Below are 24,193 nucleotides of genomic sequence, written 5' to 3'. Positions count from 1 at the left end.
AAATCATGCGCTGCCACTTCCCTACGTTGGTACTAACCAAATCAGGTTCTAAGGGACCAGACTTACGTCTATCTCAGCATAAAGCGCCCCTAGTGGATAATCTTCTATTCAATTACCCCTCGAGTGTAGCACAGGACCCAGTAAAGGACAATAAAAAGAGATGTTCGACGATTGAAAAAAATCAGCAGAGCAAGTCTTTCAAGGAAATTTCTTCACTGATATCTGTGGTGGTACATATGAAGGTTTTTACATATAAAAAAACAAGTGAAAAAGCGGTTGACAGGTTACAAATAGTTGTGTAAAGTATAAAACCGATGGTAAAACGTAAACGTTACGTTTTGTTTTTGTAAATCGTAATTGATTTATCAGTATTTTACCAAGGGAAAGAAAAAGAGGAAAAATAAAAGGAGTGTAGTTAGAAAATGAAGAAGTTTTTTAAAATAACGATGTTATCAGCAGTAGCCCTCGCATTGACTGCCTGTGGTCAAGGTGGATCTGACGCTACGGAGCAGTCAGGAAACGCCTCTTCTGAGAATGAACAAATTCAGGTCATGGCCACGTTTTATCCGATGTATGATTTTACACGCCAAGTCGTAGGGGAGGAAGGGCAGGTCGAATTATTGATGCCCGCAGGCACTGATTCCCACGACTACGAACCTTCTGCAAAGGACATGGCAAAGATCCAAGATGCGGATGTCTTTGTCTACAACAATGAAAACATGGAAATGTGGGTTCCTTCGATTGAAGCTACGTTAAATGATGGCGATGTGACAGTGGTCAAAGCCACAGAAGGAATGGTCTTACTTCCAGGAGACGAGGATCATGATCATGACCACGATCATGGCGACGATGGTCATTCCCATGAATTGGATCCCCATGTTTGGTTAGCACCAAGCTTAGCCATGAAACAAGTAGAGGCGATCCGTGACCAACTAAGTGAGGCTTATCCAGCGAAAGCAACAGCCTTTGCAGAAAATGCTGCGAATTATTTAGCGAAGTTACAAGAGCTTCATGCGTCTTATGAAGAAGCGTTTAGCAATCCAGCGCAAAATCACTTCGTGACCCAGCACGCAGCTTTTGGTTATTTGGCATTGGAATACGGGTTGACCCAAGTACCGATCTCTGGTCTTTCACCAAGCGAGGAACCTTCCGCTTCACGAATCGCAGAACTAAAAGAGTTCGTTCAAGAAACAGGTATCCAAACGATTTACTTTGAAGAAAATGCCAAAGACAGCATTGCACGAACGTTAGCTTCAGAAGCAGGTGTCGAACTGGCTGTCTTGAATCCATTAGAAGGGTTGACCCAAGAACAAATGGATAACGGGGAAGACTATATTTCGATCATGGAACAAAACCGTGATGCCTTGAGAAAAACGACCGATGTAGCAAATGACAAAGAAATAGCGGAAGCCGAAAAAGAAAAAACGGTTTATAACGGCTATTTCGAAGATGCAGATGTTCAAGATCGTCCCTTATCTGATTGGGCAGGAGAATGGCAATCCGTGTATCCATTTTTACAAGACGGAACATTAGACCAAGTGTTTGATTATAAAGCAAAAATGGACAAGAAAATGACGGCTGACGAATACAAAGAGTATTATACGACCGGTTATCAAACAGATGTTGCTCAGATCAAGATCACAGACAATACAATGACGTTTATCTTCGATGATGGTACGAAGAAAGAAGCAAATTATGTGTATACTGGCAAAGAGATTTTGAACTATTCCGCTGGTAATCGGGGCGTACGTTTCTTGTTTGAAAGCACTGACGAAGATGCGGCATTCAAATACATCCAATTCAGCGACCATATGATCGCACCAAGTGCGTCCCATCATTTCCATATCTACTTCGGCAATGATAGTCATGAAGCCTTATTAGAAGAAATGGATCATTGGCCAACCTATTATCCAACTGGGATGAGCGGATTAGAAATTGCACAGGAAATGCTTTCCCATTAAAAAAAAGATTGACAATCCTCGCTCTTTTCGTCAAAGTAAACTTGATAGGAAGGAGCGAGAATTTTTTTGGAAAAAACATTGAAGAAATTAGCGAAAGTGATTGACCGTATGATGGATCACGTTGATTTGTATGGCGGACCAAGTGTGGTTAGTGACGACGATCTTGAACACTACTTAGATCCTGTTTTTTACTTGATCTTTTGCGCGGAAACAGATGGTGGCATGACTAAATTAAAAGACAAAGTCTTTGTCGAATCGGTGTATACCGAAATGCTGCCTCAAGAAGTACCGTACAGTTTAAATTTTCTTCCGTTTGCCAAAACAGCCATTGAAGACTTTTATTACTGCATGTATAAAGAAAAGCATATCACCAAATCACAATACCAAGAAATCGCCTTTGTATTGGCTGAAAAACAACCTATCTTTTTCGCACGGATGTCCAAACCCCAGTTTTGGTCAGCTGAAAAGAAAGAAGCGATGTTAGCGATGATTCAAGACACCGATCCTGAAGAACATGAACTATTGCCCGTTGATGACCCGCGTATTGCTGCAATCTCGCCAAAAATCGTCCCATTTCCAACGAAACATACGGCCTTTGATGAAGCGGCGAATAGACCAGTCGCCTATCAGATCCGTATTGATTTAGAAGGATACCGTCCGCCAATTTGGCGTCGTTTGATCATTCCTGCAGGGCTGACTTATGAGCAGCTGCATATTTTGATCCAGATTGCCTTTGAGTGGATGAATCAACATTTGTACTTGTTTATTGCCGGTTCGAAATCGATCGGCTTAGGCAATTCCGTACCAACGGATGCTTCCGGTATTGACCAAGATTTTCAGTATTGCAAGTCCATGACCTACATTTATGATATGGGGGCAGATTGGACACATAAGATCAAAATTGAAAAAGTGTTGACGACAGAAGATCACCCAGATCCCGTCGTTCCAGTTTGTATCAAAGCTGTTGGCGATGTTCCAATTGAAGATGCCTTTGATGACGATTTCCGAGAACCACTGGATCGCGAGATCATCAATGAAATGTTACTCGATTATTGGGAAACAGGAGAATATGTTTAGCGATCAGCTAGAAGACTGTATCGTAACTCTGCAAGACTATCAATGACAACCACCAGACCCTAGCGGTTCTGGTGGTTTTTTAGTCTTCTGTCAAAGACGCTTCTTGATATATTCTGTCATCGGTTTTGTGTAGCTCAAGAAATTTTCTGGTTGAGATCGTCCATCATTGATCCGATTGGCTAGGAGATAACCGATATAAGGCCCGGTCGTTAACCCAGAAGAACCAAGTCCACTGGCGGCGAACAAATTCGTTTCATCAGGCACTTCCCCAAAGAACGGCGCAAAATCAGAAGTATAGGCACGTGTGCCAACGCGCATGTTCACAGGCGTGGCAAAGAGTGCTTCGGGATCTTCAAGAAAAGCACCGATTCCTGTCATCAATTGCTGCTTGGCAGCTTCCGTAGGCGTCAGATCCCTACCAGCATCATTTTCATGCGTAGCGCCTAATAAAATTTGACCATTTGAGAAGGGGATCAAGTCGCCTTCACCCTCTAGCATGGCGACTGGCCAATTACCTGTCGGCAAGTTGGCAGCAAAGGAAAGCAATTGGCCTTTTTGCGGACGAATATCAACGTGATACCCCAAAGGTGATAACAAGTCTAACAATCCAGGTCCAGCTGTCAGACAAAGAACCTCTGCCTCAAGGAGTTGATCCTTTGCTTTGATTTGCCAATGGCTGTCCTTTCTTAAAATCTCGGCTTTTTCTTCGATAAAAGTCACTTGCTGCTGTAAGGCAACTCCTTTTACGTGCGCAAGATAAGCACGACCATCTAAACGACCACCCCCTGAGATCCGTAATGAGGGCATTTCCTTCAATAATGGCAGTGCCTCTTTGGTTTGTGGTCCTGTCAGTAACTCGATCTCGCCGATTTCTGGCGCTTCTTTGCGGCGACTTACAGCCAGATCTGCCAGCTCCTGAAGCGCGTTTTCGGGACGCACCACCAACGTGCCACAGGGGGCATAGATGGATTCATCTAATGCAAAATCCCGCACCAATTGTGGGAAAAACGCGGCACCGTCTTGTGCAAGCTGGTACCATTTTTTATTGCGGCGTTTGGAGAGCCAAGGGGAGATGATGCCAGCACTAGCAGACGTTGCTTGTCCGATAAGGGAATCAACGACAGTCACGTCAAATTTGGTTTTATCAAGATAATTGGCGAGGGTCAATCCAACGATCCCACCGCCGATAATCACAACTTTTTTCATAGTAGAAGACTCCTTTGGTTGATTTCAATGAAAAGCGAATAAAAAGCGAAAGTTCTCTTAATGCCGTTTTCTTTGCGTACTTAATTGCGTATAATAAGGAAATGGAAAAGAGGGTATTATGCAAACTATTCAAACAGTCTTAAAAGAACATTTTGGCTATTCACAGTTTCGTGAAGGTCAAGAGACGATTATTCAATCTATTTTAACACAACAAAATGTTTTGGGAATCATGCCTACTGGTGGCGGGAAATCGATTTGTTATCAGTTGCCAGCGCTCTTGCTGGATGGGGTCACCTTGGTGATTTCCCCTTTGATTTCTTTAATGAAAGATCAAGTAGACAGCCTCGTTGATATGGGGATCCCTGCTGCTTACATCAATTCTTCCTTGACCGGAGCACAGATCAATCAACGCTTGCAAGAAGCTCGCCAAGGACGAATCAAGCTGCTGTACGTTTCTCCAGAACGTCTGGACTCAGAAGCTTTTCGCTATTCGCTGCGGCAGATGCCGATCGCTTTGTTAGCCGTCGATGAGGCCCACTGTATTTCCCAATGGGGGCACGATTTTCGCCCGAGCTATCTGCGGCTCGCCGAAACGATCGACAATTGGGAACAAAAGCCAACGATCGTAGCCCTTACCGCAACAGCTACGCCCAAAGTTGCCGAAGATATCGAAAATTTACTTTCGATTCCAGCTGAAAATCAAGTCAAGACCGGCTTTGCGCGGGAAAATTTGGCTTTTCAAGTCGTCAAGGATCAAAAAGATACCTACATAACGACGTATTTGAAAATGAACCAAGGACAATCAGGTATTATTTACGCCAGCACCCGTAAAGAAGTGGAACGAATCTATCACCTGTTGAAGCATGAACACGTGTCAGTCGGATATTACCATGGCGGGCTTTCAGAAGAAGAGCGCTCCTTTTTCCAAGAAGAATTTCTCTATGACCGCCTACAAGTGATGGTAGCCACCAATGCATTCGGAATGGGAATCAACAAAAGCAACGTCCGCTTCGTGATCCATGCCCAGATACCAGGTAATTTGGAGTCTTATTATCAAGAAGCAGGACGTGCTGGACGAGATGGGGAACCTAGTGATGCGATCTTGCTTTATGCGCCGCAAGACATGCAGATCCAGCAATTCTTTATCGATCAATCCGAATCAGACATTCTTTATCGCCAAAACGAATACTTGAAGTTGCGGGAGATGAGCCAATACGGACATACCCAACTGTGTTTGCAGCGCTATATTTTGCGTTATTTCGGAGAAGATGGTCCCGATTGCGGTCGTTGCAGCAATTGTCTTGATGAAAGAGAACAAGTGGATATCACAGTGGATACACAAAAAGTGTTGTCATGTGTGAAACGAATGGGCGAACGCTTTGGGAAAGCCCTGGTGGGGAAAGTGCTAACTGGCTCAGGCGATCAAAAAGTCAAACAGTGGGGCTTTGAAAAGTTACCAACTTATGGATTAATGAAAGATTGGTCCCAAAAGGAAGTCAATCAGCTGATCGATTATTTAACAGCATCAGGGTATCTTTTGCCGTCTGAAGGGCAATACCCGTTGTTAAGTGTGACCAATGCGGGGATTGATGTGTTGCTTGGAAAAGCAAAAGTTTATAGAAAACAAACCAAAGTCAAACAGTTAGTGGTGGACGATGAGCTATTCGATCAACTGCGCACCTTACGATTGAATCTCGCACAAGAACAAAATTTGCCGCCGTATGTGGTTTTTTCTGATAAAACACTACGAGAATTGGCGGAAGTTCAGCCAAAAACGCCGATCGAGTTTTTACAGATCAAAGGAGTTGGCCAAAACAAGTTGGATAAGTATGGCGACGCCTTTTTAGCATTGCTTTCTGAATACGAAAAGACGGAAAGTGACTAAAATAGACCATTTTTCAAAGATAAGACAAAAAAGACAGCAGGAAGGGACGAAACATCAGTGATTACGATTCGACCGGCAGTAGCTGCAGATCAAGCATTTTGGTTTTCTTTGGATACTCACTTACCAACGGAAGTCTTCGCCAAAAAGATAATGGAAAAAACTGCTTATGTTGTAGTTGCAGACGACCAGCCAGTAGGGTTGCTACGCTACAATTTTTTCTGGGACACGATTCCTTTTTGTACCATGTTAGTGATCGCAGAAGCGCATCAAGGCAAGGGACTCGGTAAACGGTTGGTTACTTATTGGGAACAACAGCAAAAAGCAGCTGGCCACGCTCTTTGCTTGACTTCTACACAAGTCGACGAGCAGGCACAGCATTTCTATCGCAAACTCGGTTACCAAGATGCCGGTGGGTTACTTTTGACAAGTCCTGGATTTGAACAGCCGATGGAATTGTTCCTTGTCAAACAGTTGTGATGTTTCTGCCTGCTTATGGTACATTGATAGGAGAACAAAAAAATAGGAGCGTTTAACATGTCTTTTTTTGGAAAAATCGATTTCAATGAGTTATCAGAGACCGATCGTGCAATCTATCATTACATGTCCAGCCAAAGTGATAAAATTCCTTACATGCGTGTCCGGGAGATCGCGCTTGAATCCCACACTTCAGCTTCTTCGGTCATGCGCTTTATCCGTAAATTAGGGTACGAAAGCTTTACGGAGTTTCGTACCCAGTTTAAAGTCCCTGAATTAGATGCCGTTAGTTTTTATAGCAGCATGAATGTCCTGAATGCTGAACATTTTCCGCGAGATATTGAAGGAAAGATTCGTCGGATCGCAGAAAGAATGTTGGAATGCGACAACATCATTTTTTATGGCATCGGTGCCTCTGGTTCCATGTGTGAATACGCTGCCCGCCGTTTTGCTACGATTGGGTTTAATAGCTATGCATTAGTGGATAATACGTACCCCATTTTTGCTAAGCTGAAGCATACTTCGGATAATATGATCGTCGTCCTTTCCATCACGGGAACGACTACCGAGATCATTGAAGTCGTCAATGGGTTTCGTAACAATCCAGACTTCACCACGGTAGCGATCACCAGTGACGCCAATAGCACTCTGGGACGAATGTCCGATTATGTCTTGGACTATTCAGTTGATGTAAAACGCATCAACAAGTATGAAGATTTGACGACGCAAATTCCTTGTCTTTTCTTAGTGGAAGCTTTATCAGAGACGGTTCGTCAGTTTTCGTTAACAGCAGAAGAATTGTAAACGGATTTTTCTCTTTATTCACATGTAAATCAACAAACAGCTTCATTCCATCAAAAGGGATTCCTTTGATGGAATGATTCGGCTGTTTGTTTTTTTTATTAGGAAAAAGAGAAAAAAATAGGTTTAGGTATCGTTAAAAGTCGACTTGAAAAGTTTGCTGTATGAAAAAAAGTAAAGTGACAAGCAAGGGGAAATGAGGGTTGAGATAAAGTGTGCAGTAAAAAATGACTTGGATTCGTGTCATTTTCACTAGATTTTTATAGAATGACGAGTATTTTGGAAGGAATGAGCCACGAAAGATAACGAAGATTCACAATATTCACCATTCGATGAAGAATGTGAATTTTATCAAAAGTCAAACAACGATATAATAAATAGAACATGTTTGAAAACCATCGTTTTTGGGATTATAAAAGGATTTGCAAGAAATACAGGAGAAAACCATTTTAAAGCATGGTTTACCAGCCTTATTAAAAATATCGCTCAAAATAAAATAACACGTCTCAAAAACGATGGTTTTTGAAGTGAATTCTATAAAAGGAGGAGGGAGAATGAACATCAAAGGTGCGCCTTTTCGAGCAAAACTTCTAAAAGGCTTTCTCGTCTTATGGGTCGCATGCAGCTTTCCAATAACAAGCTTCAGCAATGAGCTGCGATCAACCGAAACAGATGGGACCGTACAGTTTACAGGAGTATATGAACCGCTAGATCCCCCAGTACCGTCACCGCCAACAGGACCAGTCCCACGTCCGCCGCAAGACACGGTGAAGCCGGGGGGACAACTGCCTCAGACCAACACCGTTCAGCGATTGGATTGGGTGATCCTAGGCGGTCTTTTGCTAATTATCGCGCTTGACTTATATATGTTAAAACAAATCATTCGAAAAGGAAAAGTTGCATCCCCTGACTGGGGATAGCGTCCATTAAACAAACAAGAGAATGACATTTAGGAGTGAATGGGATGAACTCATTTTTTCGTAAAAAACATAAAGGATTGCTGGTTTTGCTTGTCTTACTCCCACTGATTACGACGTTCACGATCATGAATGCCGAGACGATTTTTTCGTGGACCCCAGAGAATGAGCAAGAGGAAAAATCAGCTGAAGACGTAATCGGAGAAATTTCTTTTCCAGAAGAAATGATCCAAGGAGAAGTCGATCATGTACTAGATTTTATCTTCTACTCAGAAGATGCCCTTGAAACGGTGGACCTCGCTTTGCCTGAACAAGTAATCATCGATCAGGAATCATTGATTGAGGGGCTAACTGCTGTAGAAACAGAAAACGAAGGTGTGTGGCAGCTGACCAGCGAGACCCCACAAACCACCTTTGTCTTACCGATTATTGTGGATACGATCGGAGAATATGAGATCATCGTTGCCGATTCTGCGTCACAACGGCTTCTGATAGTTGAAAACACGGTGATTGAAGATATTGATCAAGACGAAGATGAAAATGATTCTGCGGAAGCTGCACCAGAGGAAGAAGTAGACGAGGCTTCGGATGAGGCAGCGAAAGAGGCGGAAGTGGATGATAGAAGTGATCCTACAGCTAAAATCCGAATTGAGCGAGCAGATTTCTTAGATCATTTTGATTTGCAAGGAGAACCTATCAAAGCTACTTATAACGAGCAAACAGGAGTAGTGCTGTTAACGCCCGATCTACCAAATCACGTTGGTAATGTTACTTTAAAAGAAAGGCTCAGTTTGGATCATCCATTTATGCTAAAAGGCAAAGCAAATATCGGAACGAGATTAGACGGAGCCGATGGCATTGCTTTTGGCTTTCACAATTCGGCTACAGATGAAGTCGGGTATCCAGGAAATGCGTTTGGTATTGGCGGTTTGATCGATGGCTTTGGGTTTAAATTGGACAATAACTATAACACGACACCTAGTGTTTTTGATGAATTCACGAATCGATTTGAGGTGATTAGGGATCCAATATCTGTTGGCGGTGCGCCATTCGCTGGATTTATCTATCATACAGGTCCGCGAACGATGGCGACTTATACGGGCAATGATGCATTACCGCAAAGAGCTGGAAATCGCTTGGGACATGATTTGGATGTACTTATTCAATATCAGCCGGATGAAAATGGGAGATGGTTTCAAGTCGATTATGACAATCGGACATGGCGTAGAGATATTAGTGATTGGCAACCTGAGGATGTTTCTGCGATGGCTTTTCTTATTACTGGAAGTACAGGTGCCAGAAGTGATCGCCATACCTTTACTTTTGATTGGATGGAATATCACATTGGTACTGGAACCGTCCATGTAAACTATCTGGATCGAGAGACAGGGGAGCATATTCTTCCTGCTGAAACACTGGATCTGCCTTTACGCACTCTTCATACACTGGACCCCAAGAACCGAGAGAGCGATGAACCCTATCAGTTAGGGTATGACTATTATGGTGTTGAATATGAAGCAGAATACTTTGACCCAGATACATTTGACATTATGCCGCAGCCTTTCCATCAGGATGTGACTTTTTTATTTGAGCGCGTGCCATCGAACATCAAGATCAATCACATAGATGAAGAAGGGGTAGCACTGTGGGAACCCACCTATCAAGGAGAATTTGTAAATGAATCGGTTGATATCCTGCCTTTGCCAATTCCTTATTATCAATATCTTTACGAGCGGGACGGTCAGCCGCTGGAAACAAGAGTCACCCGAGATGAACAAGAATACTGGCTGGTGTATGGTTTAGAAAGTACTCCGCAACCAGTAGATCCTCTTGACCCGGATACGCAAGTAAACCCTGAGAATCCGCCTGAGATTGATGAAGAACAAGGGTTTGTCAGCTTGGATTTTGTTTCCCAATTCCAGTTTGGGACAGTTGGCATTCGGTCAGAAACGACGACCTATGATGCCTTACCGCAAAAACTGCTTCATCCGGCTGATCCAAATGATAATCTACGCCCTAATTATGTGCAAGTTTCGGATCGGAGGCGGGAAAATTCTGGTTGGACCCTCCGTGCAACCTTACGAACCCCTTTTGAAAGTGATGAAGGGCATCAACTGAATGGTGCTAGAATTTTGTTAAACAATATCGATGTAGCAACGACTCGAGAAAATGCGTCTGATCCCCCTACGTATAAACCGCAAGCAACCCTGACTGTTGGACAGGCTGAAGTGATTGCGCAAGCAAATGCCAACGAAGGTAGAGGCACTTGGGTCCAGCGCTTTGGCGATCGAGAAACAATGGATCAAAGTGTGAAACTTGAGGTGCCAGTGAGTGCAGCACCTCAAGCCACGCGATATACAGCAACGATCCTCTGGGAACTTTCATTTGTTCCTTAACAATAAAGTAAAAAGAAGCTGCAACTAGCTGCAGCTTCTTTTTATTAGAATCATGGAAGAGAAAATGTCGGATGTATCAGGGGATTCGGTGCGATCGATTTTTTGTGGTACACCTTGTACCATGATGAAGATTTTTCCTTTTTCCCATGAGTTGCACCAAAGTAGGAACACTATCTTTTTTTGAAAACGTTTTTAATTATACTGGATGAAAGGAATAGATACTTTTTTGCTTCTGCTAAGAAGGCGCAAATAGGGCTTTTTTTAAGCAAAAGAAGAGAACCGAATGATTGGAGAGAATAATAGTGGAGACCGTAAAACTAAAAGAACTGATTGACCAAATGACCGTAGCTGAAAAAGTGGGCCAGTTAGTCCAACTGACGCCAGATTTTTTTGCACAAGGAGGAGAAATCACGGGTCCGATGCAGCAATGGCAAATGAGTGAAGACCAATTATTTACGATTGGTTCTGTGTTGGGCACTCATACTGCTGAACAAGTATATGCCATCCAAACGTCTTATCTTGAGAAAAGTCGTTTAAAAATTCCCCTTGTTTTTATGGCAGATGTTATCCATGGGTATGAAACGATTTTCCCAATTCCGCTTGCCTTAGCCTCTTCCTTTGATGCACAGTTAGTGGAAGAGGTTGCTAAAGCTTCAGCGAAAGAAGCGGCAGAAGCTGGTGTCCATGTCACGTTTTCACCGATGGCGGATCATGTCAAAGACGCGCGCTGGGGAAGGGTCTTGGAAAGTAATGGGGAAGATCCCACCTTATCTTCTGTATTGACGGCTGCTTATGTACGAGGGTATCAAGGAACTGCTTCCCTTGCAGAAAATAAACAGCGAATTGCCGCTTGTGTCAAACACTTTATCGGCTATGGCGCTGCAGAAGGTGGACGGGACTACCATACCGTTGATTTGTCCGATCTGGAGCTCTATCAGAATTATTTGCCCGCGTTTCAGGCTGCGATTGAAGCAGGGGCACAATTAGTAATGACCTCCTTTAATACGATCCACGGTGTTCCTGCCACCGCAAATCAACCCTTATTGCAGGAAGTATTACGACAAAAGCTGGGATTCGACGGCTTGATCATCTCAGATTGGGCAGCGGTAGCGGAATTGATGGCGCATCGTGTCGCTGCTGATCGAAAGGAAGCCGTAAAGAAAGCTTTTACTGCTGGCGTGGAAATGGATATGATGAGTGATTGCTATCTGAATGCATTGGAACAAATCATTCATGCAGAACCTGAAATGAACGAGCAGCTAAATAAGGCTGTCTTTCATGTGTTAAGCTTAAAAAATAAGTTGGGTCTTTTTGAAGACCCTTTTAGAGGATTAGTGCAGGGCAACTTAGCACCAAAATTAGCGCAGGAAACACGCCACCTTTCACGAGAAGCAGCAAAGAAAACAACGGTTCTTCTGAAAAACCAAGCACTGTTACCGTTGCAGAAAAAGCAAAAGGTCGCGTTGATCGGCCCCAAAGCAGCTTCGAAGGATCTTTTGGGGGCTTGGTCGTGGATCGGCAAACCGGAGGCTGCGGTCTCCTTAGCGGAGGGTCTTTCTCAAAAAGAAATTGACTTAACTGTCTTATCGTATCCTGATGGGGAAATGCTGACGAGTACCTTTATTGATGAGGCGTGTAAAGTTGCTAAAGAAGCTGAGGTTGTTTTATTGGCTCTGGGGGAAACTAGCGAGGAAGCGGGAGAAGCGGCAAGTCTGACCAAACTTTCTTTATCAAGAGAGCAAGAAGCATTGATTGAAGCAGTAAGTCAGGTCAATCCTAGGATCGCAACGATTCTTTTCTGTGGCAGACCACTGGTTTTGACCGCCATCGAGCCTCTTTGCCAAGCCATCATGATTGCTTGGTTCCCTGGATCAGAAGGAGGCAATGCGTTGGCAGATTTATTGATGGGCGAGTCTGAACCGCAAGGACGTTTAGCTATGAGTTTTCCTCGAGCAGAAGGCCAATTACCGATGACCTATGCGCAACTCTCTACAGGGCGTCCACTGACTGAAGAGAATAGTGATCAAAAATATATTTCGCGTTATATGGATGAAAAAAATGAGCCATTGTTTTCTTTTGGCTCGGGAATGGGCTATGGTCGATGCACGATCACCCACACCCAAATCATTAATCCTCAGGAAAAGGATGCACCATTTGAGATCAGCTGCACGCTGAAAAATAAGGGAGATGTGCCGCATACGACGACACTGCAACTCTATAGCAGAGACGATGTTACAGAAGTAGCGCGACCGATGCGGGAATTAAAACAATGGCAAAAAATCCATCTTGCTGCAGCCGAAGAAAGGCAGCATTCATTCTATGTTATACCAGAGGATTTTGCTTATGTTCATTCCGATTTCTCGACAAAAAGTGATCCTGGTACGATTTCTTTATACCTTGGCTTTGCTGCTGCCTCAGCGAAGTTGATTGGTACGCTCACGATTTAAAAGCCTTTCGAGGCTTTTTTTTGTAGGTACAACTTGTACCATGATGGCACAGGTTTCAAGTTGCTGGTACAAACGCCAATCAGCCCTAGAATCATTGTGGATGAAAACGTTTTTATATATAGTTGGATTATCAGATGACCAGTGAGGAAGCGGTCGTTCATTTTTCCGATAAAATAAAAACGTTTTTATTTTTGTGGGATCAGTTTAGGAGGTGAGGGTCATTTGGCAAATCGAATCACGATCCGAGAAGTGGCGAAAGAAGCAAATGTGTCGATTGCGACGGTTTCTAAAGCACTCAACGGTGTCGATGTTGTTCGTCCAGCTACGAAAGAACGCGTGATGGCGGCAGCACAACGTTTGCATTATGTTCCCAATTTAATGGGCAAACAATTGAAAAACACGAAAACGAAAATGCTCGGTTTCTACACTACCAGCATGAAAGGGCCTTACTTTAGCGTATTAGTTGAAGCGATTGCCAGAGAGGCAGAAAAACATGGTTATGCGGTCAATGTCTTCTTATCCACGGATAAACGAGTGGTTCTCAATAGTATATTAGGCGGTGTTGTTGATGGCATTATTGGCTTTGAAGATTTTTTAACGAAGCAGGATTTGGCTGCAATGGAACGAGAACAAATCAAAGCCGTCTTTATCGATCGAAACATCCAAGAGAAGAACTTCGGCAGTGTAGTCTTTGATTCTTTCGAAAAAGGAAAAGCAGCCACCGAGTATCTTTTGTCACTTGGCCACAAAAAAATTGCCTTTATCAGTGGTATCACTGGTGTTTATGATAGTGATGAGCGCTTAAGAGGGTATTTAGAAGCATTAAACGAGGCAGGGGTTTCTAAACGGTCGGACTATCAATTACAGGGGTTCTTTGAAGAAGAACGAACGAGAGTCCGTGTGCAACAGTTTTTGTTAGAGCAGAAAGATTTACCCACAGCGTTTCTGGCGGGAAATGATCTTAGTGCGATCGGAACGGTCAAGGCGATCCATGAGACCAAGTGGCGGGTGCCAGATGATTTCAGCGTAATTGGTTTTGATGGCATCGATCTTTTGGACTATTTCATGCCTCGGTTGACGACTGTGAAAAATCCAATCCAATTGCAAGGGGTCACGGCAGTCAAACACTTGATCGAAATGATTGAGGAAAATGCCATTGGGATCTCCTACGTTTTATCAGGGGAATTGTGCATCAATCAATCGACAAAACAAGTAAATGAATAATGAGGGTGAAGCAATGTTTATTGGAATCGATGTTGGAGGAACCACCATCAAATATGGTGTGATCTTGAAAAACGGTGAAATTGTCAAAAAAGGACAGATGCCGACGATCCATGAAAAGGAGGGATTTTTGCAATCCATCACAGCATTGATCAAATCATTGCAGCAAGAAGCAATAGTCGATGGTGTCGGGATTAGCGCACCGGGCATCATCCAAAAAGATGGCACGATGATTACAGCAGGATCAATCAAATCCCTTTATGGAATCAATTTAAAGCAAGAAATAGAAGAACGTGTCAAGCTACCGGTCATGGTTGAAAATGATGCCAATGCAGCGGCGATCGCTGAAAAATGGCTTGGGCACGCACAGAACTGTGAGAACTATCTATGCCTTGTCGTCGGTACAGGCATTGGCGGTGGGATCATTGTTAATGATCAGCTCTATCGCGGCAGCCATGGCATGGCAGGTGAATTCGGATGGATGCTGATCGATAGCTTACCTGACCAAGGAAATTTAGAAACTGTTTCCTTGAACCAAAGAGCTGCTGTCGTGGGTGGTCTTTTCCATCAGTACCAGTTGGCACTTCAACAGCTTGGTCGGAGTGATTTCCCTCAAGATGCGGTGGAGATCTTTCAGCGAGGAGCGCAAGGAGAAGTGGTAGCGAACCAAGTGCTTGCACAGTTTTTTCAAGATTTATCGGTGGGCTTGCTCAATTTGATCAGTACATTTGATCCCGAGCTGATTTTGATTGGTGGTGGGATCAGTGAAAATGATGGGTTTATGGCAAGGCTTGAAGAGAACCTCTGTCAGCTAAAAGCTCGCCATGAAAGTATTGGTTACTTAGAAGGACGCACGATTGCACCGATTCGACGTGCAAAATTAAAAAACGATGCAGGTATGATTGGTGCGGTCTATCAGTTGATGAACCAACGAAGGAAGTAACTCATTTCCTTCAGATGAAAAAGTAAGCGTTTTAGAAAGGGTGGAACAATGGAATCTAAAGGAGTCGTACTTAAAGCAACCCCAAAGAAAAGAACCTTTTTGCAGAAACTAAAAGGCCAAAGTTTTTATCAAGCAATGGTTTGGCCAGGGATTATCCTGATGATTATTTTTAATTTTATCCCACTATACGGGATCGTCATCGCATTTAAAGATTACTCAGTACTTGATTCGATCGCGAATGCAGAGTGGGTCGGTACCCAATATTTCCAAGAATTTTTTAGTGATTCAATGTTTTGGACAGTGATGAGTAATACGTTAGGCATCAGCTTTTTTAAACTACTGATTGGTTTTCCAGCAGCGATTGGCTTAGCGGTATTGATCAATGAAATCGTTCATGTGCGCTTGAAGAAGGTCGTTCAAACGGTGTCTTATTTGCCGCATTTTCTTTCTTGGGTCATCTTAGGAGGCATGTTTATTACGTGGTTGTCTGATACCGGTTTGGTCAATAATTTACTGTTAGGTGTTGGGTTGATCGATGAACCGATTCGCTTCTTGACTGATCCCGAAAAATATTGGGCGATTGCAGTCATTTCCGATATTTGGAAAGAAGTTGGATGGAATACGATTTTATACATTGCTGCTATGACAGGGATCAATCCAGCTCTTTATGAAGCAGCGAGAATGGATGGCGCCACGAAGTTTCAACAGATCACTCGGATCACGATCCCTTCGATCCGTCATATTATCGCCTTGACATTTGTTTTGTCAGTCGGTGGGTTATTGGGTTCAAACCTCGATCAAACACTCGTCTTACAAAACCCTGTCAATTATCAGTCCAGTGAAGTCATTAATTCATTCGTCTATAAAATGGGGATTCAACAAGGAGACTTCTCCTATGCGACCGCCGTTGGTCTATTTGTGTCGGTTGTTTCATTGATCCTTGTGGTCGGTAGTCATCTTTTGACAAAAAAAATCAGTGATGAATCAGTCTTTTAGAGGAGGGAAAGTATGAAACAAACATTTTCAAAAGATGAGAAGATCTTCAATACTGCCAATGTGATTTTCATGGTGTTCTTCTTAGCCATCATTGCGTTGCCACTATGGAATATCGTCGCCTTGTCTTTCAATGATGCAACCGATGCCGCAAGAGGGGGGATCTATTTCTGGCCACGGGAATTTTCACTAGAAAGTTACTACACCGTTTTTGAAGATTCTGCGATCTATAAAGCCTTTGTCATCTCAGTTGCAAAAACAGTGATTGGTGTTGTTTTGCATACGGCACTGACGGCGATGGTTGCTTACGGGATGAGTCGTAGAAACTTAATGGGGCGGAAAATCTATATGAACATGGGGATTTTAACGATGTTCGTTTCTGGAGGGATGATTCCTACCTTTCTCTTATTTAAAGAACTCGGCTTGTTAAATAATTTTTGGGTTTACATCATACCTGTTTTATTTTCTTTTTACGACATGGTGATTTTGATGAATTTTTTCCGGAGCATTCCATTTTCGCTGGAAGAATCTGCCATGATGGATGGCGCCAATCCTTTTATTATTTTCGTAAAAATCATTTTGCCATTGTCCCTTCCAGTTTTGGCAACCATCGCATTATTCCACGGCGTCTTTCAGTGGAACGACTACATGACCGCCAATATCTATGTTGATGATCGTAGTTTATATCCTTTACAAATGCTACTATTTCGGATCGTTTCGGAAAATCTATCGCCTGCAGTAGCAACAGGCACCAATGTGGTCAGAAATACGACTTCTCAGTCACTGCAATTAGCAACTATGGTGGTAACGACGGTTCCTGTCGTCGTGATCTATCCATTTTTACAAAAGTACTTTATTCAAGGGATGACTCTTGGATCAGTAAAAGAATAGACAAAAGGAGAGAAAAAAATGAAAGCAAGCAAATTATTCTTAGGAATCGGTCTCGTATGTACATCAGTCGTGGTATTAGGCGCCTGTGGTAATTCCAACAGCGAGTCAAAAGGGGCTGCTGTAGTAGAAGATCTGCCAGAAGCTCGCTTTGAAGCAGACAAAGATACCCCAAGCTGGCAAAAAGACACTGACCATGAAGCGACCTTGAAGTGGTATGTCAACTTTGATTGGTATGCTCAGCCAGGTTGGGGAAAAGATACTGTGACGCGAAAAATCAAAGAAGATATGAATATCAATGTCGAATTTATTTCAGGGAATGATGAGAACCTTAACACGATGTTAGCTGGAGGCGATCTGCCAGATATCATGACCTTCGATAAAAATCTATCTGCTGCAAACGAAGCGACGAAATTTGCTTTACCACTGAATCTTTTGGCAGAAAAATACGATCCTTATTTCCTAGAACATGCAGCGAAGCCTGAATCTGTTCAATGGTTTACTTTAGAAGATGGCAATATCTATGGATACCCAAGCTTTTCAACGACTGCGCAAGATTATGAGGACGGCAATGTAGTGGGAGATCAAGTCTTCATTGTCCGCAAAGATATTTACGAAGCATTGGGTGAACCTGATATGTCGACGCCCGAAGGATTTTTAGATGCGTTAAAACGGGCAAAAGAAGCATTTCCGACAGCAGATGATGGTGCTGCATTAGTCCCATTTGCTTCGACTGCATTAGATATTTCCAATGGCGGGGATGGCGCTTATGGTGGTACTTTGCAAGATTTTCTAAGCATTGCACCAAGTGTTGATGGGCAATTCAATGATCGAGACGCTGATGAGGAGTATATCACGTGGATCGAGACTTTTAGAAAAGCTTACAATGAAGGATACATCACCAACGACCAATTTTCAGACAATGACAACACGATGAAAGAAAAACTAGGGCAGGGCCGTTACTTTGCTTACTTGCATACAAACACGAAAGGACTCAATGAGTTCATGTCAGACAATAATGCCCGTAATCCTGAACAAACCTATATTGCCGTCGATGGGCCGAAGAATTCGAATGGCGATGATTCCACTTTTACTGGCGGAAATATTGGTGGATGGACACAAACCTTTATCACGACGTCGACAAAAGAACCCCAAAAAGCCATGGAGCTTTTGACCTATTTGGCAAGTGAATATGGCACGATGGTCACGACCTTTGGGATTGAAGGGGAAACATACAACCTCGTAGATGGCGTGGTTGAATACTCAGAGGAAACAGAGGCCTTACGAAATTCGGACATAGCTCGTTTTGACAAGGAAGTTGGGCTAGGTTCTTATTGGTTTGTTGGGAATGACAATTATGCTATCCAAATGGGACAAAAACCAGCTACATCGATTCGTCAGATGGTGGAATGGTCTCAAGATAAGTTAGCACCACGTTTTGAGATCGAAGACATTGATCCTCGCACCGGTTCTGAAGCAAGAAACCTCACTTCCATCAACACAGCAAGAGTGCAAGCGTTGGTCAACTTTATTCAAGCAGACTCTGAAGAAGCGGGACGTCAGATTTGGGAAGACTACTTACAAGAACGAGAAAACAATGGGTGGTCAGCAATCGTTGATTACCGAAATGAGAAAATCGCTGAAAATATTGAAAAACTAAACTAAAGGTGTGTGTGTGATGTTTGCTTTAGAGAGTCGTTTTTATCGTCTTTGCGAAGTTATTTTTCGTATGCTGGTTTTGAATCTCTTGTTTTTGGTGGTGTCGTTTCCGATCATCACGTTTCCTGCAGCTATGCGAGCGGTCGTAGATGCTTATGAACATCCTGAAGCAAAACTGCTACGCCCCTTCTTGAAAAACAGCAAAAACGCATTGTTGAAGACCCTACCATTAGGGGTCTTCAATCTCTTCTCATTTTTATGCGGACTCAGCTTGTGGCGTTCTGCTGCTTTGACGAATTCATTGTTTTTCTCTTTTTTGACCATCATTTTTCTTACATTTTTGTTGTCCTACAACATTAACCTGTATGTGATGCAATCAAAATTGCAAGATCGGCAAAACCTGTTTGACCTTTTTCGTAGTAGTTTTTTCTTTACGATGATGCACTACCATAAAGGGATCGGAATTTTAGTCCTAGCAGAGATCGGCTATTTCTTCACATGGCAATCAGCACCAAGTATCTTCTATCTGTTTTGTCTGTCTGGGCCCTTGTATTTTTATCAAAAAGTGTTGCATCTAAACAGAGTGGATCAATCTTGATTCACTCTGTTTTTTGCTTGTATTCGCCACTAGCAAGGAAGTAGACAGGATGAAACATGTTCCAATCTTTGAAACGCATTGAATTGAAAACGTTTGCTATTCTATTAGTAACAAATGTTTCCTATAATGAACCTACAAATCAACTACAAAGGAGTTTTCTCAATGAAAGAAAAAGTGATGGATGCGATGCAGAAATTCTCCAAGGCAATGTTTGTGCCCGTTTTGATTTTGCCGATCGCAGGGATATTGATTGCCGTTGGGAATGTGTTTACAAATGTCCGCTTGCTTGAGCAGTTTCCTTTTTTGGATAATCCGATAACCACCGGTTTTGGTAGTATCTTATCCGCTTCCTTATTACCGATTTTAACCAATTTAGGCATTATTTTTTGTGTTGGGATCGCTCTAGGGCTAGCCAATAAGAAAAAGGCTGAAGCGGGATTTACCGCGTTGTTGGGATATTTCGTCTTCTTAAATGCCATGAACAAATTCATGGAGCTTCGGGGGATGTTGGTTCCAGCCGATGCACTTCAAGGTTCAGGGCAAGCGATCGTTTTAGGGATCCAAGTGCTGGATATGGGGGTCTTTCTTGGCATCATTTTAGGAATCGTCGTGGCATTGGTCCACAATCGTTTCATCGATACGAGCTTTAACAATGCCTTTCAAGTTTATGGTGGCGCGCGCTTCGTCTTTATTGTCTTGATTCCGGTCGTCGTGTTGCTAGCCATCGTTTCCACGTTTGTATGGCCAGTAATACAAACTGGCATTGACGGTTTAGGCGGCATCATTCAACAAACGGGCAACTTTGGTATCTTCTTGTATGGTACGCTAGAACGCTTATTGATTCCAACTGGCTTGCATCACTTGATCTACACGCCGTTTTTGTATACTTCATTAGGCGGTGTCGCAGAAGTTGGCGGTCAAGTCTTTGAAGGGGCACGGAATATTTATTTTGCGGAAATTGCTGACCCAGCAGTCCGCGTATTATCGCAAAGTGTCATTTGGGACGCTCGTGGGATCTCAAAAATGTTTGGACTGATCGGTGCCTGTTTGGCGATGTATCAAACGGCAAAACCAGAAAATAAAGTCAAAGTCAAAGCCATTTTGATTCCCGCAGTTGTGACTTCCTTTATTGCAGGTGTGACTGAACCGATCGAATTTTCTTTTATGTTCGTGGCACCTGTTTTGTTCGTCATTCATTCTGCCCTTAGCGGCTTGAGCATGGTGGCGTTAAATCTCTTTGGTTCTCGCGCCATCGGACCGAATGGCTTCATTGACTTTCTTTTGTACAACTTGCCATTAGGGATCGAGAAAACTCGCTGGCCAGTGTACTTGATCGTCGGGGTCGTCTTCTTCTTTCTTTATTACTTCTTGTTCCGCTTTTTGATCACGAAACTGAATTTGAAAACGGTCGGTCGTGAAGAAGAAGGGGCAGAGACCAAACTGTATTCGAAGAAAGAGTACAAAGAAAAACAACTTGCTGGAGCAGGTGTCGGGGTCATGGCGAGTGACCAAGCCGCCCCTAGTCCAACTAGTGAAACAAGTATCTCAGCAATCATCACCAAAGCGCTAGGTGGCGATGACAATATCAAAACCATCGACAACTGCTATACCCGCTTACGTTTAAAACTAAAGGATCCTGAACTCGTGGATGAAGCACTGCTAAAAGACGAAACACAAGCCAAAGGCGTGATCAAAAACGGTGAAAATGTCCATGTCGTCTATGGGTTGACCGTGCCGAAAGTGCGGGAAGAGTTAGAAAATTATCTTGGAAGAGAAGGAGAGATTGAATGATGAAAAATTTTTCAGTAGTGATCGCAGGGGGCGGCAGTACTTTTACCCCGGGAATCGTTATGATGCTGCTTGACAATCAAGAACGCTTTCCTTTAAGAAAGCTGAAACTATACGACAATGATGAAGCACGCCAAGCGATCCTTGGTGAAGCCCTAGCGATTTTATTAAAAGAACAAGCACCGCAAATCGAATTTTCGTTTACGACGGATCCTGAAGAAGCCTTCAGCGATGTCGATTTCTGTATGGCGCATATCCGAGTAGGAAAGTATGACATGCGGGAAAAAGATGAAAAAGTCCCCTTGCGTCATGGCGTATTTGGCCAAGAAACCTGTGGACCAGGAGGGATCGCTTATGGGATGCGCAGCATCACTGGTATGCTGGAGATCATTGATTACATGGAAAAATATTCCCCCGATTGTTGGATGCTGAATTATTCCAATCCAGCTGCAATCGTAGCTGAAGCGTGTCGGGTCTTGCGTCCGAAATCAAAGGTTCTGAATATCTGTGACATGCCCGTGGGCACGTTGCGTCGCATGTCGCAAATCATTGGCAAACAGCCAGAGGAACTAGAAGTTCGCTACTTTGGCTTGAATCATTTTGGCTGGTGGACCAGCGTCAAAGACAAAGAAGGCACGGAGTACATTCAAACCATTCGTGACTACGTTGCAAAACACGGCTATTTGACGCAGATCGAAGTGGATACCCAACATACTGACCCAAGTTGGCAAGACACCCACAAAAAAGCCAAAGACCTCTTGGCGCTCACACCAGAATATCTGCCAAATACGTACTTGAAGTATTATTTATACCCAGATTACGTCTACGAACACATGAAAGAACATCCAGAGTATACGCGTTCCAATGAAGTGATGGAAGGACGGGAAAAACGAGTGTTCGATCATGCCAAAAAGATCACTGCCCAAGGATCTGCTGAAGGGATCGCCTTTGAGATTGATGCCCATGCAACCTTTATCGTTGATTTGGCACGCGCCATCGCTTTTAATACGCATGAGCGAATGGTCATGATTGTGGAAAACAACGGCGCGATTGCGAACTTCCCAGATGATGCCATGGTGGAAGTGCCATGTATCGTTGGTTCTGATGGACCAGAAGCCCTCGCTCAAGGAAAAATTCCTGCCTTCCAACAAGCGCTGATGTTCCAACAGGTGACTGTGGAAAAATTAGTGGTCGAAGCATATGTGGAAAAGAGCTATCAAAAAATGTGGCAAGCGTTAAGCCTTTCCAAAACGATTCCTAGCGCAAAAGTAGCCAAAGAGTTACTCGATGATTTGGTCTCGGAAAATGGTGATTACTGGCCAGGATTGTCTTGATTTGTTTCACATTTGCGAAACATTCGCTGGTTGGATAACTGAAAGAGGAAGATTCTCCAAGAATCTTTCTCTTTTTTGATTTTTGTTGTGGAAGGATAATTCTCTGAAGAAAATCACCACGAAACGTCTTATCAACAAAACGATCAGACAGGTATACTAGAATATGCCACTAACTATGGTAGAATAAAGCTAATTGAATCAGATGAGAGGGAGCAATGCGATGTTTTTAGGGATTGATATCGGCACGACAGCCATAAAATTTGGGGTCATTGAAGATCGGAAAATCATTTACTCACAGTCATTACCAATCAAAACCCATAGCCACGGGTTAAAACAGACCCAATCAGCGACCCAGATCAGTAGCCAATTGATCAGTGGTGTCACAACGATTCCCGATCAATTAAAAGCGGCAATCACAGTGATCGGGTTCAGTACCGCCATGCACAGTTTGATGCCAGTGAATGGTGAGACAGCAGAAGAGATTTACATTTGGTCAGACAATCAAGCGAGTCAAACGATGACGGCCTTTCGTCAAACGGATCTGGCGGCAACGTTTTATGAAGAGACAGGGACACCGATCCATGCGATGTCTCCCTTTGCGAAACTGGCTTATTTTCAAACAAATGGTTCATATTCCAAAGAGACGAAATGGTTTGGCTTAAAAGAACTAGCAATGGCGTTGTTTACCGGACAAGCACGGATCGATTATAGTACCGCATCAGCGACCGGTCTTTTTTCTTTGAAAGAAAAGCAATGGAGTCAAAAGATTCTCAACTATTTATCCCTTTCAAAAGCCCAGTTAGCGCCTTTATGTGCACCGACTGATCGTTTTTTGATTACCGAGGAGATGGCGCAGCGGTGTGGCTTGAAACCTGAGGTAGAAGTGATGTGTGGGGCTAGCGATGGGTGTTTAGCAGCATATGCTGGCTATATTTCTACAGGGATCCGCAACAGCTTGACGATCGGAACCAGTGCGGCGGTTCGTAAAGTAAGTGAGACCACCGTCTTTGATCGCCAAAAACAAAATTTTTGCTACTATCTGCAAGATGACCTCTATGTCGTAGGGGCACCTTCAAACAATGGTGGCTGTGTCCTTGCTTGGGCAAAAGAGACCTTATCAGAAGATCCTGATGCGTTTTATCGTTTTCTGCCTCAAGTCATGGAGGAGTCGCCGATCGGCAGTAACGGCTTACGTTTTTTCCCCTATTTAAACGGGGAGCGGGCACCTTTTTGGACAAATGAGATCACAGGCGGCTTTTCTGGCTTGACCCTGAAACACAATCGCTCAGACATGTTGCGGGCAGTCATCGAAGGCATGCTGATGAACATCGATTTATTAAAGCAAATGGCGCAGTTGGAAGGGGCAGTCACTGTAAGTGGTGGTTTCTTTCAAACAAAACTTTTAGGTCAAATGACCGCGGATGTGTTGGGGCTGACCTGTTATCTTTCCGATGAAAACGAACCGATATTCGGCTTGTATGATTTATACAAAAGCTCTGTTGTGCGGCAAGATCAGCCAGATGAAAAATTTGTTCCTGATCCGCAGAACCAAGCGCTCTATCAAGACCTGGCAAAAACCTATTTTCAAGCATAAGCAAAAACCAG

General features: G+C 43.4%; 18 protein-coding genes and 1 riboswitch. Of the genes, 17 read left to right on the top strand and 1 reads right to left on the bottom strand.

The genetic code is table 11. The features are described from left to right. Window position 1 precedes the first annotated feature (1 nt). Window positions 2-101, bottom strand: a riboswitch (TPP riboswitch). Between the two features lie 321 nt (window positions 102-422). After that, complete coding sequence (locus tag IGJ25_RS10970; RefSeq protein ID WP_231472591.1) at window positions 423-1,961, top strand: zinc ABC transporter substrate-binding protein AdcA; 1,539 nt, start codon at window positions 423-425, stop codon at window positions 1,959-1,961. A 66-nt stretch (window positions 1,962-2,027) separates the two neighbouring features. Beyond that, window positions 2,028-3,038 (top strand): plasmid pRiA4b ORF-3 family protein, encoded by a 1,011-nt coding sequence (locus tag IGJ25_RS10965; protein WP_015509935.1) that lies wholly within the window; start codon window positions 2,028-2,030, stop codon window positions 3,036-3,038. 90 nt (window positions 3,039-3,128) lie between these two features. Here IGJ25_RS10965 and IGJ25_RS10960 read toward each other — a convergent pair whose 3' ends face one another. Continuing rightward, the gene (locus IGJ25_RS10960) at window positions 3,129-4,244 is read right to left on the bottom strand and encodes an NAD(P)/FAD-dependent oxidoreductase (protein WP_225000998.1); all 1,116 of its coding nucleotides are present in this window, start codon (window positions 4,242-4,244) and stop codon (window positions 3,129-3,131) included. 118 nt (window positions 4,245-4,362) lie between these two features. Between IGJ25_RS10960 and recQ the strand changes: the two genes are divergently transcribed. From recQ to IGJ25_RS10885, 15 genes are all read left to right on the top strand, one after another. Continuing rightward, window positions 4,363-6,129, top strand: coding sequence for a DNA helicase RecQ (recQ, locus tag IGJ25_RS10955; protein ID WP_010749536.1), 1,767 nt, complete (start codon window positions 4,363-4,365; stop codon window positions 6,127-6,129). Between the two features lie 57 nt (window positions 6,130-6,186). Then, a complete protein-coding gene (locus IGJ25_RS10950; protein WP_081116619.1) occupies window positions 6,187-6,606 on the top strand; it encodes a GNAT family N-acetyltransferase in 420 nt (139 codons plus the stop codon). 57 nt (window positions 6,607-6,663) lie between these two features. Beyond that, window positions 6,664-7,407 carry a MurR/RpiR family transcriptional regulator gene (locus tag IGJ25_RS10945; protein ID WP_015509932.1) on the top strand — a complete coding sequence of 248 codons (744 nt, stop codon included), beginning with the start codon at window positions 6,664-6,666 and terminating at the stop codon, window positions 7,405-7,407. Window positions 7,408-7,958: 551 nt separating this feature from the next. Then, window positions 7,959-8,324: a hypothetical protein gene (locus tag IGJ25_RS10940; protein WP_225001066.1), complete on the top strand. Its 366-nt coding sequence runs from the start codon at window positions 7,959-7,961 to the stop codon at window positions 8,322-8,324. A 44-nt stretch (window positions 8,325-8,368) separates the two neighbouring features. Beyond that, window positions 8,369-10,717 carry a lectin-like domain-containing protein gene (locus tag IGJ25_RS10935; RefSeq protein WP_249850244.1) on the top strand — a complete coding sequence of 783 codons (2,349 nt, stop codon included), beginning with the start codon at window positions 8,369-8,371 and terminating at the stop codon, window positions 10,715-10,717. Between the two features lie 302 nt (window positions 10,718-11,019). After that, window positions 11,020-13,164, top strand: coding sequence for a glycoside hydrolase family 3 N-terminal domain-containing protein (locus IGJ25_RS10930; protein WP_438779319.1), 2,145 nt, complete (start codon window positions 11,020-11,022; stop codon window positions 13,162-13,164). A gap of 222 nt (window positions 13,165-13,386) precedes the next feature. Next, a complete protein-coding gene (locus tag IGJ25_RS10925) occupies window positions 13,387-14,388 on the top strand; it encodes a LacI family DNA-binding transcriptional regulator (RefSeq protein ID WP_225001069.1) in 1,002 nt (333 codons plus the stop codon). A gap of 13 nt (window positions 14,389-14,401) precedes the next feature. Beyond that, window positions 14,402-15,328, top strand: a complete 927-nt coding sequence (locus tag IGJ25_RS10920; RefSeq protein WP_181409206.1) for an ROK family protein — start codon at window positions 14,402-14,404, stop codon at window positions 15,326-15,328. 48 nt (window positions 15,329-15,376) lie between these two features. Beyond that, window positions 15,377-16,324: an ABC transporter permease gene (locus tag IGJ25_RS10915; protein ID WP_016610970.1), complete on the top strand. Its 948-nt coding sequence runs from the start codon at window positions 15,377-15,379 to the stop codon at window positions 16,322-16,324. 12 nt (window positions 16,325-16,336) lie between these two features. Beyond that, the gene (locus IGJ25_RS10910; RefSeq protein WP_005236529.1) at window positions 16,337-17,212 is read left to right on the top strand and encodes a carbohydrate ABC transporter permease; all 876 of its coding nucleotides are present in this window, start codon (window positions 16,337-16,339) and stop codon (window positions 17,210-17,212) included. Between the two features lie 18 nt (window positions 17,213-17,230). After that, window positions 17,231-18,874, top strand: coding sequence for a hypothetical protein (locus tag IGJ25_RS10905; RefSeq protein WP_016610972.1), 1,644 nt, complete (start codon window positions 17,231-17,233; stop codon window positions 18,872-18,874). A gap of 13 nt (window positions 18,875-18,887) precedes the next feature. Next, entirely contained in the window at window positions 18,888-19,466 is a 579-nt protein-coding gene (locus tag IGJ25_RS10900; RefSeq protein WP_225001070.1) for a hypothetical protein, read from the top strand. A gap of 162 nt (window positions 19,467-19,628) precedes the next feature. Next, window positions 19,629-21,257 (top strand): PTS transporter subunit EIIC, encoded by a 1,629-nt coding sequence (locus tag IGJ25_RS10895; protein ID WP_115232480.1) that lies wholly within the window; start codon window positions 19,629-19,631, stop codon window positions 21,255-21,257. Next, window positions 21,257-22,588, top strand: a complete 1,332-nt coding sequence (locus tag IGJ25_RS10890; protein ID WP_060792192.1) for a 6-phospho-alpha-glucosidase — start codon at window positions 21,257-21,259, stop codon at window positions 22,586-22,588. The genes IGJ25_RS10895 and IGJ25_RS10890 overlap by 1 nt, the downstream gene beginning before the upstream one ends. 220 nt (window positions 22,589-22,808) lie before the next feature. After that, window positions 22,809-24,182: a gluconokinase gene (locus tag IGJ25_RS10885; protein ID WP_225001071.1), complete on the top strand. Its 1,374-nt coding sequence runs from the start codon at window positions 22,809-22,811 to the stop codon at window positions 24,180-24,182. The last annotated feature ends 11 nt before the right edge of the window (window positions 24,183-24,193 follow it).

Source organism: Enterococcus sp. DIV0240d (genome assembly GCF_051711245.1).
GTDB classification, from domain to species: Bacteria; Bacillota; Bacilli; order Lactobacillales; family Enterococcaceae; genus Enterococcus_D; species Enterococcus_D casseliflavus.
The sequence above is the reverse complement of the archived record's forward strand: the minus strand, read 5'-3'. Positions and strand labels throughout refer to the sequence as shown.